Raw genomic sequence first — 15,039 nt, forward strand, 5'->3', positions numbered from 1 at the left:
AAGGTAGGGACTATCAATTAGTCTAGGTCCTATCACATCTGAACCATCAACATCCTTAATCATATCAACTGATAGCTTATCTACAATCCACTCATCTTCGTATGTATTATTAAAATAAACATCGGGATTAAATATATAGTTGTCTGCTTCCAATTCTCCAAAATAAATTTTCAGCATAATTCCTCCACTCATTCCACTACCTTAATAAAACTGCTTACGCAATAGAGCACCTGTCCGTTGTATTCTACCCTAGACCAGCCGTACTCGTTGTTTACGCCGGTGCGGACTGCTGTCTGGCCGTTATAGAGAGTTACTACTACAGCTGAATCGGCATCGGTGACACTTGGTTTACTGCGAAGGTTAACCATTTCCTTTGCAGTGATTGTTTCGTTAACATCGGTAAACTTTGTTTTGAAGCCTGGTGCCGCAGGAGCTGGTGCAGGCTCTGGTGCTGGAGCTGGAGTAGCCGCCTGGGCTGGTGCCGATGTATCTGTAGTTAAATAGCTTGATACAGCATAATAAGTAGCGCCATCTAACACTACTCTAGACCATCCGCTGTTGCTGACACCAGTTCTTGTTGCAACCTGCCCATTAAGAAGCGTAGTCTTAACCGTACTATCTGCTCCCTGGCTAGGCTTATCTCTAAGATTTGTCTTACTTTTAGCTGTAACAGCCTCGTTAACCTCAGTAAACTTCATCAGTGCTTCCACATCAGCAGTAGCCACTTCACGTCCTGATGTGTCCTTAGCACTTTCTGTACCATTATATCCAAAGTAAGCAATGTTAACATCTACCTTACCCTTGATTCCAGGAACATCTCCCTGATTAGAATACTGCCACATATCATACTTAAACCCAGCAGAAGGTCCATTTGCAACATTTGATGTATCCTGATTGTACCAAGCCATCCAAATCTTGTACTTAGAGCCTATGGTAGAAGTATTCCATTTGGTATCGTTTGCCATTTCATTTTTGGAAGCATAAAAGATGGGTGTGTACCCTTTATTATAAACTTCATTAAGAAATGCCATTGCAACCTTGCTTCTATCGTCCTTTGTAAGGTTGTACTGTCTACTCTTACTATTTTCAAATCCTTCGCAGTTATAACCCACAGGATATGTAATGGCATATTTGCTGATGTAATTTGCTACCCAATCAGCTTCTTCCACTGCCTCAGTGTTATTTACTGCTGTTGAGAAAAAGTAAGCGCCAACCTTAATGCCATTTTTCTCAGCTTCCTGCATATTGTATTTGGCATTAGTGTCTGCTTTGATTTCTCCAGTGACAGAATCTCTATAGCCTACGCGAACCATTGCAAAATTAATGCCTGTGCTTGCCACCTGAGCCCAATCTATTGTGCCCTGAAACTTAGAAACATCAATACCATAGGTAATGCTGGAATTCTCACCAACATTGCTGGCATTAACAATATCTACAACATTTACTTCAGCACCAGTTTCTTTTGTGGCAGTGCTTTCTGGGTCAGAGTCCTCAACAGAATCAGCAGCCCCTTCTTCATCAGGATAAACCACCTCTATCTTAGCATCGTCATCTTCCTTGGATGGTGTCTCCACAGTCTCTGCTACCAAGTCTGTCTCATCATTCTTAGAATGCACATTCTTAACTATAAACACTGTACCAATGATAAGTACTAATGCTAGCACGCCTGCAATAGATGCAAACATTATCCTTCTTTTTTGAAGCTCTCTCCTTCTTCTGGCTCTGCTTAAGCTATGAGACCTCTGGCTATTTAATTTTTCATAATCATTATTCATGTCGCTTATTCAAGTCCTTTTTATTCTTATTCTTCTTCGTACTCTTCCATAAGGTCTTCTACATTGTAAAGCTCGCCCTCTACCTTTTCTGTGTAGATATGACCGTCAAGATGATCAATCTCATGTAAAAGAGCACGAGCCATAAGGCCTTCACCTTCTACGATGTACTCTTCCATATCCTCATTAAGTGCCTTTACCTTGGCGTAATTAGGACGAGTAACCATACCTGTCTTACCTGGAACTGAAAGGCAGCCCTCGTTACCAGTCTGCTCTCCAGATGTTTCAAGAACCTCTGGGTTAATAAGCGTAACAGGACCTTCTCCTACATCGATAACACAAATGCGGCGAAGAACACCTACCTGAGGGGCAGCAAGTCCTACACCATCTGCATCATACATAGTCTCATACATATCCTCGATTAAGGTCTTAAGACGAGGTGTAAGCTCCTTTACAGGCTTACACACCTTAAGTAATACATCATCTTTTCCATATTCTCTAATTTCTAATAGTGCCATTTCATAAATCCTTTCATAAAAACTATATTGTTGAAATTGGGTCGAAGTCAAACCATGTGGTTGTACTTCGATACTCTTTTTGTTCAAGTAAGAATTTGTCGATTTCATCCTTAACCCTTACTAGTCTATCATAATCGTCAGCCTTTACATAGATGACTCTTCGATAAATATCCTTAAGCTTTCCTATGTAGGCATCCTCTGGACCCATAATAATGATTTCAGGATCTGTCTGCTTAATCACAGATGCTAAAATATCTGCCTGTGCAATAGCATCCCCTTGCTTTTCGCTGCTAACCTGTATTCCAAGGATATGTGAGCAAGGTGGATATTGAAGCAATCTTCTGTAAGCAAACTCCTGCTTGAAAAAGCTATCGTAATCCTGATTAGCTGATGTAACTACTGCGTAGTTTTCAGGCTGATATGTCTGTATAACAGCAATGCCAGGCTCCGTTCCTCTTCCTGCTCTCCCCACTGCCTGGGTAAGAAGCTGGAATGTTCGCTCACCACTGTGAAAATCTGATTCATTAAGTGATATATCTGCTGCTATTATACCAACAAGTGTTACATTAGCAAAGTCGTGGCCTTTAACAATCATCTGTGTTCCAATAAGAACATCTGCCTCATGGGCTGCAAATGCCGATAGGATTTCCTCATGGCCATTCTTGCCTGATGTGGTATCGGCATCCATTCTAAGAACCCTTGCCGTAGGAAATGCTTCCTTAACAATCTCCTCTAAGCGCTGAGTTCCAGCCTTAAAGCTTCCGATGTATTTGCTACCGCAGCTAGGACAAGTCTTGGCTGCCTTAGTGGTGTATCCACAGTAATGGCATTTCATTACCCCACCTGCATGCAGATGAAGTGCTACATCACAATGTGGGCATTTCAGTACATGACCACAGGCTCTGCAGGAAACAAAGCCCATCAGGCCTCGCCTATTCAAAAACAGCATTATCTGTTGATTCTTTGATAGCCTGTCTGCCATAAGCTCCTTTAGCCTGCGGCTAAGCATTGAACGATTTCCAGATTGAAGCTCAGCCCTAAGGTCTACTATTTCGCATTGTGCCATTTCCTGACCCATTGCCCTGTTATTAAGGGTGATAAGCTGATATTCACCTGAGACTGCCCTAGAATATGCCTCCAAGCTAGGAGTGGCTGAGCCTAATATAACAGTAGCTCCTGTAAGCGAAGCTCTGTACACCGCAGTTTCTCTGGCATGATATCTTGGGACCACCTCTGACTTGTAGCTAGGCTCATGTTCCTCATCTATAATAATAAGACCAAGATTAGTAAATGGAGTAAAAAGTGCCGAACGAGGCCCTACCATAATACTGATTTCTCCGGATTTAGCCCGCTCGAACTGGTCGAATCGCTCCCCAGGTGACATACGACTGTTCAGAATACTAACAGAATCTCCAAACCTGGTATAAAATCTCATAACAGTTTGATATGTAAGAGCAATCTCTGGAATAAGCACAATCACCTGCTTACCCTTATTTATCACATGCTCCATAACATCCATGTACACCTCTGTCTTACCAGAGCCTGTAACACCGTGAATAAGATATGTCTTGTGGCGGCCTGTATCAATATCTGCCTTTATCTGTTCTGCTGCTGCCTCCTGCTCCTCATTTAAAGTAACTCTGCCTCTGGTTGCATCTGCCTGCAAATGAGGATTTCTAAAGGTTCTAACAGAATCAATCTTAACTATTCCCTTTGCCTCTAAATCCCTAATGTTAGATGAGGGAATCTGTAGCTTTTTAGTGGCAAGCTCCCAGTCTAATACATCTACCTCAAGTAACTCCTTAAGTAGCCTTTCCTTGCCAACAGCATGCCTTTTATTAGTAAGTAGTTCGTTTAACTCAATCCTTGCCTGGTCTGTAGATACTGCAAGACTAATTTCCTTTTTAAGCTTCTCATTTTCCTTTTTCTTAATAGGAATAACAGTCTTAAGGGCCTGATTCATGGTGCTTCCATAATTGCGTTTAAGAAATGCAGCCAATGAAATAAGCTGAGATTCTATAGCGATACTGTCCTTAACAACCCGTGCAATCGGCTTTAGCTTTGTAACATCAAACTGAGGCTTATCATGTAGCCCCACCACATAACCTGTGATGGCACGATTGCCTGCGCCAAATGGGATAACCACCTGCACACCTTCATGTATTTCATCTTCCAGTTCAGGTGGAACAATATATTCAAATGTTTTATCTAATCTCTCATGAGATATGTCAATGATAATGTCTGCGTATTTCATGAAAAATATTTTATCATAAAAGGCTTTTATTTTAAATTCAATGTGGTACAATAAATTGATTTTGAAAACTAATTTCATAGGGAGGATAATCAATGCGACACCTAATGAGCCCTCTAGATTTTTCTAGGGAGGAATTAGAGCAGCTTATGGACCTGGCCGATGATATTAAAAATCATCCTGAGAATTACTCCGAAAAGTGCCACGGCAAAAAGCTTGCAACCTGTTTTTACGAACCAAGTACACGTACACGACTTTCTTTTGAAGCTGCCATGCTTAACCTTGGCGGTTCAGTTCTTGGTTTCTCTTCCGCTGATTCTTCATCAGCAGCTAAAGGCGAAAGTGTTTCCGACACCATTCGCGTCATTTCTTCTTACGCAGATATTTGCGCTATGCGTCATCCTAAAGAAGGCGCTCCACTTGTTGCATCGCAGCGTTCACGTATTCCAGTTATTAACGCCGGTGATGGCGGTCATCAACATCCCACTCAAACACTTACAGATTTATTTACTATCCGCTCTTTACGTGGTGAAATCAAAGACCTTACTATCGGACTTTGCGGCGATTTAAAGTTTGGCCGTACAGTTCACTCTTTGATTAATGCACTTGTGCGCTACCCTGGAATCAAATTCGTACTTATCTCTCCAGAGGAACTAAAGGTTCCAGAATACATCCGCGAGGATGTGTTGGAAAAGAATGGCTACGAATACAAGGAAGTGGATTCTTTGGATGATGTTATGAGCGAACTTGATATTCTTTACATGACACGTGTTCAGAGGGAACGCTTCTTCAACGAAGAAGACTACATCCGCTTAAAGGATTTCTTCATACTTACACCTGAAAAAATGCAACTTGCCAAAGAAGACATGATGGTTCTTCACCCACTACCTCGCGTCAACGAAATATCCGTGGACGTGGACGAAGATCCCCGCGCCATGTACTTCACCCAAGCCCAGTACGGCGTCTACATACGTATGGCGCTAATCCTAACACTATTAGAATTAGTATAAATAGCCTGTAGTAAACAATCATAAATGTTTCCGTAGGAGACATCAGTCGACGAAGGATTATTTATGATTGTGTACGTAACAGACGAGCCATATATCACAGTGTTCAAGTAGCCTGTAGTAGACAATAAAATATTTTCTGTAGGAGACATCAGTCGACGAAAGAATATATTTTATTGTCTGCGTAACAGGCGAGAGATAAACTTAGGAGGAAATGACATGCTTAATATAAGTGGAATACATGAAGGATTTGTGTTAGATCATATTAAAGCCGGCGAGTCTATGACTATTTATCGCGACCTGCATCTTGAAGACCTAGGCTGTGACTGCACAATTGCCATGATTATGAATGCAAAATCAAATAAAATGGGTCGCAAAGATATTATAAAAATAGAGTGTCCAATAGAGCGTGTAGATTTGGACATATTAGGATTTATCGACCATAACATCACCTGCAATATCATTAAGGATGATGCCATAGTTGAAAAAAGACAGCTAAAGCTGCCTAAAGAAATCAAAAATGTAATTAGCTGCAAAAATCCACGATGCATAAGCACCGTGGAACAAGAGCTAGATCAAATCTTCATCCTTACAGACGAAGAAAACGAAGTATATCGCTGTAAGTATTGCGAAGAGAAATATAGCGGTGTGAAATAATTACTCTTCGTTTAAATCCAACGATAATTCAAACCAGAATGTAGCGCCTTGACCTTGTTTTGATGAAACACCATACTTGGCGCCATGTAGTTCTAATACGTTTTTTACAATAGACAGTCCTAAGCCTGTGCCAGAGATGGCACGCTTGTGGGCTGTTTTGTCTTTGTAGTATCTATCCCAAACATAAGGAATATCTTCCTGCTTAACGCCATCACCTGTGTCCTTTACTTCTATCCTTAGGGTATCATCAATAACCTTTTGAATAACTGTAACCTTCTTGTCAGGTCCTGTGTAATTGATGGCATTATTAACAAGATTGTAAAGTACCTGATACATCTTTTGCTCATCCGCATATACGATAACCTCATCATCATACTGAAAATCGATAGTATACCCCTCTACCTCACGAAGCTTATTGTATCGTTCTAACACATGGCGGATGCTTTCGGTGATGTTGTACTCCTCCGGCTGAATGGTAATTGTACCAGCCTTTAGCTTGGAGATATCTAACATATCATTAACAAGTCCTGTAAGTCGCTCTGTCTCATCTATGATAACCTGCACATTTTCAGGAGTGTTCTCCCCTGGAATGTCACGCATAACTTCTGCATAACCTTTTATCATGGTAAGAGGAGTGCGCAAATCATGGGAAACATTTGCAATCAATTCCTTTTGGAAGCTATCTGTCTTACCAAGCTCTGTGGCAGTGTAGTTAAGAGTATCAGACAGCTCTGCCACCTCCATATAATCCCTAGAATTAAACTTAACAGAGTAATCTCCATCTGCCAGCTTCTTGGCTCCTTCGTTTATACGAATTATTGAATGAGACAGGCTTTTAGATAAAGTAGCAGCAAGAACGAATGCAATAACAATCATAATTGCAGATATGAATCTAAGCTGAACCTTTAATGTAGATACTGTTGCATCTACAGGGGTTAGCACAGAATTTACCATTATAACCTCTTCTAATCCATTGTTCTCAATAATGCGAACATAGATTACAGATTCTGCCATATCATTACCTATATTTTGTCTGAATCCCTCTTCACGCTTTTCTTCTGGTATGGTATATGCGATTTTACCAGCCGGCTTTTCAGGAACAGCTTCTTCTTGTGATTGGGCCTCATCATTTTCATCCCCACCAGCAGTATCGTCAGCATCATCTAAATTATCATTATCGCTTTCCTCGGTAGTATCAGTACCATTTTCTCCTTGTTCTGCTGGGTTATCTCCTATATTTTCAAAGGCATATCTTGCTCTTTCTACCTTCTTTTGCATTTCGCTGCCCTTGAATTCAATAACAGCCTCACCCCCATTTGCTACAGCCTGGTCATAGAACAAACCAAACATGAACTGAGGCAATGATGACATTTGAGAATTAGATATGTACTCAGCATTATAAAGTGGCACACCATTCTTATCTGTAATGTAAATGCCCAGATTATTGCTGGCCGCTATTTTTTCTATGTCATCATCAGGATTTTCAGATGTATAAAGAATGTTCTCCACATCCTTTAACACAACTTCCGTTTCCTGCCTTTTTATAATCTTGTAAAAATCATCAAGATAGACAATCTGAAAAAACCATAGTACTCCCAAAAGTACTATGGCAAAAACTAAGAATATAAAAAATGTCTTCCACTTTACACTAATTCGACTTTTTTTCAACTGCTTCCTCCAAATTAGGCTTCAAATCTATAACCAACACCGCGAAGTGTAACAAGAAGCTTGCGGTATTCACCAAGACTGTTTCTTAAAAGCTTAATATGAGTATCTAAGGTTCTGTCATCACCGTAGTAATCGTAACCCCACACCTCAGTAATAAGCTTCTCACGCTCTAATGCAATATTCTTGTTTCTTACCAGGTAGAATAAAAGCTCATATTCCTTAGGTGACATATCAACTCTCTTGCCATCAATAGAAACTGTTCTTGCAGTAAAGTTAATTTCAAGCCCCTCGTATCTGAAAATATCAGCACTAGTTTCTTCTGCTCTGGTTCTGCTAGTAACAACATTTACACGCATCATAAGCTCTTTTGGTGAAAAAGGCTTAACCACATAATCATCAACACCAGCCTCAAATCCATGTATTCTATCATACTCTTCACCTCTGGCAGAAAGCATGATAACAGGAATATCCTTAAGCTTCTTAATCTCGCTGCAAGCTGAAAAGCCATCAAGCTCTGGCATCATAACATCCATGATGATAACATCATAATCGCCATTTTCCTTAACCTTTGTAATTGCATCCATGCCATCGCAGGCCTCAGATACTTCGTAGCCTTCAAACTCACCGTATTTACGAATTATAGAACGAATCTTTTCCTCATCATCTACAACTAAAATCTTCTTCATATATACCTCCGTAAACGAAATTCTCCTGTAATATAATTTTGCACAAATATGTGAATTCTAAGTGATGCTTAGCTTACATTTTACTGAATATACTTCTTTTTTGCCTGATGAAGGAAATAAGAAAAAAGCACGTAGATTACAACAAATGCAATCAAAAATCCTGCATTTACAGCCTTTGAAACCACAAGCTTTCCTGTATCATTTAAAAGCCCCTGTATACCAAACAATATACAAAAACCACCGAATATAGCTGTCTTTGGCATTAATTCCTTAGACATAGCCTTAATATCCTTACATTTAAGAAGCTCATCTGAAGTGACAAGCATTGGATCAACCTCCCCCTTCTTATAGCCCTTAATACCAATGAAGAGAAGGTAAGCGCCCAAAATACCTATAATTACATCAAAAATAGTCATAAAACTCATGTCCATAACAAAATCCTCCAAATACTTTTCTAACATGAATAATTATACTCAAACTTCCATTTATTTTCCATATTAAGAAGATTGTTTCCCGCAAGAATGTTTTTCTTCAATTCAATAAATTTTAACATTATTATCTGATAAATACATTTGAATATTGCCTTTGTATATTGTATTATAAATCTATATAGGAGGATTCAGCGTATGAACATTTCAGGCAAAAAGATACTAGTGTGCGATGATTCTGTATTGGCAAGGAAACAATTGATGGATGCCGTCAAAGAAGTTTCCGAAGGAGCCGTATTTATAGAAGGAAAAAACGGTTCTGAAGCTGTTGATTTATATAAATCAGAAAAACCTGACTTAGTATTTATGGACATCGTTATGCCAGAGAAGGATGGCAATACTGCTCTATCTGAAATTAAAGAATTTGATAATGAAGCAGTCATAATAATTGTTTCTTCAGTTGGTACTCAGGACCAATTAAAAAAGGCTATTCAGCTTGGAGCAAAGGACTTTATCCAAAAGCCTTTTGAAAAGAACCAGATTCAAGAAATAATCGAACTTCGTCTTGGAGGAAAATAATTTATGTATACACAGTTCTTGGGCAATTATCTGCTTCAAAGAGGAATTGTAACTCAGGATCAGTTATTCGAAGCCATGTCCCGCTTATCACAAACTCATATCAAGCTTGGCACCATCGCTATCAAAGAAGGCCTTATGACTGCCAAGGAAGTGGACGAGTGTCTCTATGTACAATCTAGAGAAGATAAACGTTTTGGCGAAATAGCAATTGAACGAGGTTACCTTACAGAAGATCAGGTAAACGATTTGCTATCAATGCAAACTCCTGATTACATTCTTTTAGGACAGAATCTAGTTGAAGATGGTGTCTTCTCCTACGAAGATTTAGAGAGAATCCTTTTCGACTACAGAAATGATACAGAGCTTTACGACCTAAGCTTAGATGTAGAAAACCAGGATGCAATAGCTGCCATAATATCAAAATTCTTCCTGGTTGCAGAGATGCCTGTAGAGCCTACAAATGTAATGTACCTTGAGCTGATGTTTAACAGCTTGATTCGATTTGTTGGGGAAGATTTTTCTCCTCTCACGCCTATGGTACTTGATGAATATCCAATCACCTTTGGAGTGTCTCAGGCCATTTCCAGTGAAAGAGATTATGTAACCCACATAGACTGTGACAGAGAAACAGCCATTGCCTTTGCATCCAGATATGCCAACGAAGAATTTGCAGAGTTCGATGAATATGTCATTGCGGCCTTAGAAGATTTTCTAAACCTTCACAATGGACTCTTCATCGTCAACGTATCCAACGACACCTCCCAGACGATTTCACTTGCGCCACCTGAAATCACCATGGAAGGAGTCCTCAGTGGCCCTAACAAATGCGTAGACTTTCCGGTAGCCTACCCATTTGGAACTATACACTTGATAATATGCTTCTAGTACGACTTTAGTACGGCGACTAGGAAGTATTCCGGGCTCCCGGAAGCCATCTCCCATTGCAGCCAAGGGAACCTCCCTAAAGGGTCCCTCCTTAACTGCATGGGGCCCTCTTCCTCGCGCTTGCCTATGTTGAGAAGTCGCCTCATCAAATGAGACAAAAAATAAGCCAGTGATTGAATTGAATTCATCACTGGCTTTTGTACTTGGAGGCCGCTTAAATATATTACACATTAAGGAAGTGCTTTACTTCTGGGCACATGTCCTCTACTTCGATGACTGTGTCGTGGCGAACAGGAGCTTTACGGATTTCTTCAATGGCGCCAGGAACGGCAACCTTTGCGATTTCTGAAAGCTTGTCTACAAGTACAAAGTCTTCCTCTGATTCGTATGCTGAATCGATGGCGCCCATGACAGCTCTTGTAAACTTAAATGGGCTTGCAGTAGATGCAATAACAGTAGTCTTGTCATCTCCTGTTTCGTTCTTGTATTTATTATATACTGTGGATGCTACAGATGTATGTGTGTCGATTACATAACCTGTATCCTCGTATAGCTTCTTAATGGTATTTCCTGTCTCTTCCTCTGATGCATAATTTCCGTAAAAGCTATCAAGCTTAGCCTTCATATCAGCTGTAATCTCGTATTTGCCTGTAGTCTTAAGGCTTTCCATAAGCTCGCTATTTTTAGCAGCATCATCACCTGCAATGTGATAAATTAATCTCTCAAGATTGCTAGAGATAAGGATATCCATTGATGGAGAATTTGTAAGAATGAACTCTCTGTTCTTGTCGTACTCACCTGTTGTAAAGAAATCATAAAGAACCTTGTTCTCATTTGATGCGCAAACAAGCTTTTCGATTGGAAGTCCCATGTTCTTAGCGTAGTATGCTGCAAGGATGTTACCAAAGTTTCCAGTAGGAACTACTACGTTAATTGTTTCACCTTCTGTTACCTTTTCCTCTGATAAAAGCTTAGCATAAGCATATACGTAGTAAGCAATCTGTGGAACAAGACGTCCGATATTGATTGAGTTAGCTGATGAAAGCTGGAAGCCTGCCTTATCAAGCTCCTCTGCTAATGCCTTGTCATTGAACATCTTCTTAACACCAGTCTGAGCCTGATCAAAGTTCCCCTTGATTCCAACTACATGTGTGTTATCACCCTTCTGTGTAACCATCTGACGTTCCTGAATAGCGGATACACCATTCTTAGGATAAAATACAACAATTCGAGTACCTTCAACATCAGCAAAACCTGCAAGTGCAGCCTTACCAGTATCACCAGATGTAGCTGTAAGAATTACGATATCATTCTTAATATTATTTTTACGAGCGGAAGTAATCATAAGATGTGGCAGGATAGAAAGCGCCATATCCTTAAAAGCAATTGTTGCACCATGAAACAGCTCAAGATAATATGCCCCATCAGCGTATACCAAAGGTGCAATCTCTTCTGTGTCGAACTTGCTGTCGTATGCATTTTCAATACATTTCTTTAATTCGTCCTCTGTGAAATCTGTAAGGAAAAGCTTAAGTACCTCGTAAGCTACCTGCTGATAATTCATCTCAGAAAGCTCTTTAAGTGACTTATCAAGCTTTGGAATAGATGTAGGAACGAATAAACCTCCATCGTCAGCCAAGCCCTTTAAGATAGCCTGTGAAGCAGTAATCTCTGTTTTATTTGTATCTCTTGTACTTACGTAATTGATTCCCATTGATTCTTCCTCTCTATATTATTTTCTTTCCAAATACATTAACACACTAAAGCGCTAAAATCTAGTGAATATCTACACAATTTTGAAGAAATCTACTCAACAGCTTTCAGCGATTCTGTCATACTTATTTCTTCAAGCTTCTTTCCCATGAATAAATCGATAATAAAAGTAAATACTACCGTAAGTACAAAAGCTATAGTATAGCTAAGTATTGTAACTCTAACATCAAATGTAATTAAATCTACCACTATCTCACTCATAATAAACGCATGTAGAAGCTTTCCAAGGAATAGTCCAACTGCCGCTCCCATAATAGACAATATTATATTTTCTCTAAATACATAAGACCTTGTTTCTTCCTTATAAAAGCCCAATACTTTTACAGTAGCAATTTCTCTTACTCGTTCTGCTATATTGATATTGGTAAGATTGTAAACAACTACAGCCGATAGAGCCATAGCACAGCCGATTACCAAATACACAATGATATTTAGACTTTCCATCATATTGTCTACTCTATCAAGCATATCATCTGTGGCAGATACAACAGTCACCCTTTTATCGTTCATAAGCTTAGCCCCAACTCCGTGGGCATTCTCCCCTTCTTTTACATTTAGATATACATTTTTCTTTTCAGGAAGCTCACCTATTGTGTTTTCGTATCCCGTTTTAGTAAGGTACATGTAATTATATATGAAATTTTCGTTTATAGCAGCAACCTTAAACTTAGTTTTGGCCAGATTCTCAGAAGATATTGTTATTATATCTCCCACTTTTATATTATATCTATCACTTAAGCCCTGATTGACTATAGCTTCATCATCCTTTAAATCTGAAAAGCTAATATGCCTACCATTATCATCATGCATATCATAAAATTTATCTAAAGAAACATCATTATCATACACATTAAGATAGATATTCTTAGTGTACTTACCAGCTTTCATATCCACAGATGTATGATAATACAAAAGATAGTCTTCCTTAGAATATCCCATATTTTCCAGTAAGGATACATCTTCTTCCCCATTCTTTAATGTAATATCCACATCATACTTAGATATATTTGTAAACTGATTCACAGCAATATCAGCAATAGAATCATATATACCAAAGCCTGCCACAAGAAGTGCCGTACAGCCACCGATGCCAAGCACCATCATAAACAAACGTCCTTTATATCTAAATATATTTCTAAGGCTAACCTTCTTTAAAAACTTTAGCCTGTTCCAGAAAAATGTAATATACTCCAGAAAAATTCGCTTGCCTGCCTTAGGAGCCTTTGGGCGCATTAGAGAAGCTGCCATTTCCTGCATCTCATATCTGCATGAAAGAATAGTCACTCCCACCGAACATAATAAAGCAACTATAAAGCTGATTATCAGCATAGATGAACTAAAGTAGTAACTTATATCAGAAGTGTTGTACATCATCTGATAAGCAAACCAGATAGCCTTTGGGAAGGCAATTGTACCCGCAACAAATCCTATGGTTGCACCAATTAGAGAAGCACTTCCTGAATATGCCACAAACTTGCCCATAATACTTCCACTGCTATATCCTAAAGCCTTCAATACACCTATCTGGGTTCTTTGATCCTCTACCATTCTGTTCATAGTGGTCATACATACAAGTGCAGCTACCAGGAAAAAGAATATAGGAAATACATTTGCAATGGCACCTACTATTGTGGAATCACTTTCAAAACAAACATAACCTATATTTGAATCCCTGCCCATTAGATATGTACTGGCTTCTTCTATGTCATCTATTTTATCCCTTGCTTCTTCAATCTCCTTTTCGGCATCAGCTATCTTAGTGTTAAACTCATCTACTCCATCTTCATATTCAGCCTTCCCATCCTCATATTTTTCAAGGCCACTTTCATATTCTTTTCTTGCAGATTCTAAACCTGCTTGTAGTGTATAAAGATTGGCACTGTACTGTTGATAAGTAGCAACTAAAGTCTGATACTGAGTTTCATCATAGTATTCAGGAGACATTTGCTTAGCCTGCTCCATCTTGTTTATATTAGAAAGCATTTCATCTAATGCAGCTTTAAGCTCAGCTTCTTTATTTTCATATTCATTTATTTGAGTCTTTCCAGCATCCAGCTGCTTTTTTGCCTTATCCAAATCAGCCTTTGCCTTATCAAGCTCTTCACCTGTTTCTTCTCTTTTATCCTCAAGCTCTTTTTCAGCATCAGCTAATTCTTCTGTGGCATCGGCTATTATTCTTTCATACCTGTTTTCAGCAGCTGTATCTAAGGCTTTTTGTATACTATCCTCATTATTTTCTATCAAATCCTTATACTCATCTGAATAAAGAGGCAAATCACTATCCAGCTTAACATAACAATCCGTATAAACCTCTGAATCAAAACCACCCTCATTTATATAGATAAATCCATCTAACACTCCACTTCCAAGAGCTGTATTGCCACGTTCATACTGGATAAAAAGGGGAGATTTAACAAGACCTACTATTTTATACTCCTTGTATTTAAAATGGTCGCTATCTTCTTTTTCATTGCTGTTAGAAATAGTCACCATATTTCCAATAGAAGAACTATCAAACAGATAAGAATCTACAAGACATTCATTGTCAGCTGATGGCATATTTCCTTCAACAAGCTCTATTTTATTGATTTTAGTTGGAATACTGATGGCTTTAATGGCATGAGACGTTCCCTCATAATCTGCCAATACATCAAAAGAAATGGAAGGCTCTACAGCCAATGTCATTAAGTTAAGATGACAGGCGTAATCGCCTAAAACAAATGGCAGGAAAACATTTGCTTTTCCTGCCATTTCCTTTGTTTCTGAGCACGCAAATAAGGCAGACTTGCATCTACCGTAAGTTTTTTATTGCAGT

13 protein-coding genes are annotated in these 15,039 nt (G+C 39.1%); 4 read left to right on the plus strand and 9 right to left on the minus strand.

Going from position 1 to position 15,039, the window contains the following annotated elements; all coding sequences use genetic code 11:
• From IJ535_RS14180 to priA, 4 genes are all read right to left on the minus strand, one after another.
• Positions 1 to 192: DUF4869 domain-containing protein (locus IJ535_RS14180; RefSeq protein ID WP_334298431.1), on the minus strand; the 192-nt coding region annotated here is incomplete at its 3' end.
• A complete protein-coding gene (locus tag IJ535_RS07755) occupies positions 189 to 1,685 on the minus strand; it encodes a GH25 family lysozyme (RefSeq protein ID WP_294300942.1) in 1,497 nt (498 codons plus the stop codon). The genes IJ535_RS07755 and IJ535_RS14180, both read right to left, overlap by 4 nt.
• Before the next feature lie 116 nt (positions 1,686 to 1,801).
• Positions 1,802 to 2,290, minus strand: a complete 489-nt coding sequence (gene def / locus IJ535_RS07760; RefSeq protein ID WP_294300944.1) for a peptide deformylase — start codon at positions 2,288 to 2,290, stop codon at positions 1,802 to 1,804.
• 22 nt (positions 2,291 to 2,312) lie between these two features.
• A complete protein-coding gene (priA, locus tag IJ535_RS07765; protein WP_294300949.1) occupies positions 2,313 to 4,544 on the minus strand; it encodes a replication restart helicase PriA in 2,232 nt (743 codons plus the stop codon).
• A 92-nt stretch (positions 4,545 to 4,636) separates the two neighbouring features.
• Between priA and pyrB the strand changes: the two genes are divergently transcribed.
• A complete protein-coding gene (gene pyrB / locus IJ535_RS07770) occupies positions 4,637 to 5,551 on the plus strand; it encodes an aspartate carbamoyltransferase (RefSeq protein ID WP_294293668.1) in 915 nt (304 codons plus the stop codon).
• A gap of 216 nt (positions 5,552 to 5,767) precedes the next feature.
• The gene (locus tag IJ535_RS07775) at positions 5,768 to 6,205 is read left to right on the plus strand and encodes an aspartate carbamoyltransferase regulatory subunit (RefSeq protein ID WP_294300952.1); all 438 of its coding nucleotides are present in this window, start codon (positions 5,768 to 5,770) and stop codon (positions 6,203 to 6,205) included.
• Here the strand turns inward: IJ535_RS07775 and IJ535_RS07780 are convergent, their stop codons facing one another.
• From IJ535_RS07780 to IJ535_RS07790, 3 genes are all read right to left on the minus strand, one after another.
• Positions 6,206 to 7,873, minus strand: a complete 1,668-nt coding sequence (locus IJ535_RS07780) for a sensor histidine kinase (RefSeq protein ID WP_294300954.1) — start codon at positions 7,871 to 7,873, stop codon at positions 6,206 to 6,208.
• Between the two features lie 14 nt (positions 7,874 to 7,887).
• Positions 7,888 to 8,559 carry a response regulator transcription factor gene (locus tag IJ535_RS07785; RefSeq protein WP_294300957.1) on the minus strand — a complete coding sequence of 224 codons (672 nt, stop codon included), beginning with the start codon at positions 8,557 to 8,559 and terminating at the stop codon, positions 7,888 to 7,890.
• 80 nt (positions 8,560 to 8,639) lie between these two features.
• Complete coding sequence (locus IJ535_RS07790; protein ID WP_294300960.1) at positions 8,640 to 8,990, minus strand: hypothetical protein; 351 nt, start codon at positions 8,988 to 8,990, stop codon at positions 8,640 to 8,642.
• Positions 8,991 to 9,185: 195 nt separating this feature from the next.
• Here IJ535_RS07790 and IJ535_RS07795 point away from each other — a divergent pair, with 195 nt between their 5' ends.
• Together IJ535_RS07795 and IJ535_RS07800 are read left to right on the plus strand one after the other, a co-directional pair.
• A complete protein-coding gene (locus tag IJ535_RS07795) occupies positions 9,186 to 9,566 on the plus strand; it encodes a response regulator (protein ID WP_294293655.1) in 381 nt (126 codons plus the stop codon).
• A 3-nt stretch (positions 9,567 to 9,569) separates the two neighbouring features.
• The gene (locus IJ535_RS07800; RefSeq protein ID WP_294293652.1) at positions 9,570 to 10,451 is read left to right on the plus strand and encodes a chemotaxis protein CheX; all 882 of its coding nucleotides are present in this window, start codon (positions 9,570 to 9,572) and stop codon (positions 10,449 to 10,451) included.
• Between the two features lie 223 nt (positions 10,452 to 10,674).
• Here the strand turns inward: IJ535_RS07800 and thrC are convergent, their stop codons facing one another.
• Together thrC and IJ535_RS07810 are read right to left on the minus strand one after the other, a co-directional pair.
• Complete coding sequence (thrC, locus tag IJ535_RS07805) at positions 10,675 to 12,165, minus strand: threonine synthase (RefSeq protein WP_294300963.1); 1,491 nt, start codon at positions 12,163 to 12,165, stop codon at positions 10,675 to 10,677.
• 92 nt (positions 12,166 to 12,257) lie between these two features.
• Complete coding sequence (locus IJ535_RS07810; protein ID WP_294300966.1) at positions 12,258 to 14,975, minus strand: FtsX-like permease family protein; 2,718 nt, start codon at positions 14,973 to 14,975, stop codon at positions 12,258 to 12,260.
• Between the last annotated feature and the right edge of the window lie 64 nt (positions 14,976 to 15,039).

Origin of the sequence: Pseudobutyrivibrio sp. (genome assembly GCF_017471675.1) — a bacterium.
Classification (GTDB): Bacteria; Bacillota; Clostridia; order Lachnospirales; family Lachnospiraceae; genus Pseudobutyrivibrio.

Excerpts from the sequence above, each read along its gene's own strand:
- IJ535_RS07790 (WP_294300960.1), bottom strand. The coding sequence starts at position 8,990 with ATGGACATGAGTTTTATGACTATTTTTGATGTAATTATAGGTATTTTG.
- IJ535_RS07785 (WP_294300957.1), bottom strand. The coding sequence starts at position 8,559 with ATGAAGAAGATTTTAGTTGTAGATGATGAGGAAAAGATTCGTTCTATA.
- thrC (WP_294300963.1), bottom strand. The coding sequence starts at position 12,165 with ATGGGAATCAATTACGTAAGTACAAGAGATACAAATAAAACAGAGATT.
- IJ535_RS07810 (WP_294300966.1), bottom strand. The coding sequence starts at position 14,975 with ATGGCAGGAAAAGCAAATGTTTTCCTGCCATTTGTTTTAGGCGATTAC.
- IJ535_RS07795 (WP_294293655.1), top strand. The coding sequence starts at position 9,186 with ATGAACATTTCAGGCAAAAAGATACTAGTGTGCGATGATTCTGTATTG.
- IJ535_RS07755 (WP_294300942.1), bottom strand. The coding sequence starts at position 1,685 with ATGTTTGCATCTATTGCAGGCGTGCTAGCATTAGTACTTATCATTGGT.
- IJ535_RS07775 (WP_294300952.1), top strand. The coding sequence starts at position 5,768 with ATGCTTAATATAAGTGGAATACATGAAGGATTTGTGTTAGATCATATT.
- priA (WP_294300949.1), bottom strand. The coding sequence starts at position 4,544 with ATGAAATACGCAGACATTATCATTGACATATCTCATGAGAGATTAGAT.
- def (WP_294300944.1), bottom strand. The coding sequence starts at position 2,290 with ATGGCACTATTAGAAATTAGAGAATATGGAAAAGATGATGTATTACTT.
- pyrB (WP_294293668.1), top strand. The coding sequence starts at position 4,637 with ATGCGACACCTAATGAGCCCTCTAGATTTTTCTAGGGAGGAATTAGAG.
- IJ535_RS07800 (WP_294293652.1), top strand. The coding sequence starts at position 9,570 with ATGTATACACAGTTCTTGGGCAATTATCTGCTTCAAAGAGGAATTGTA.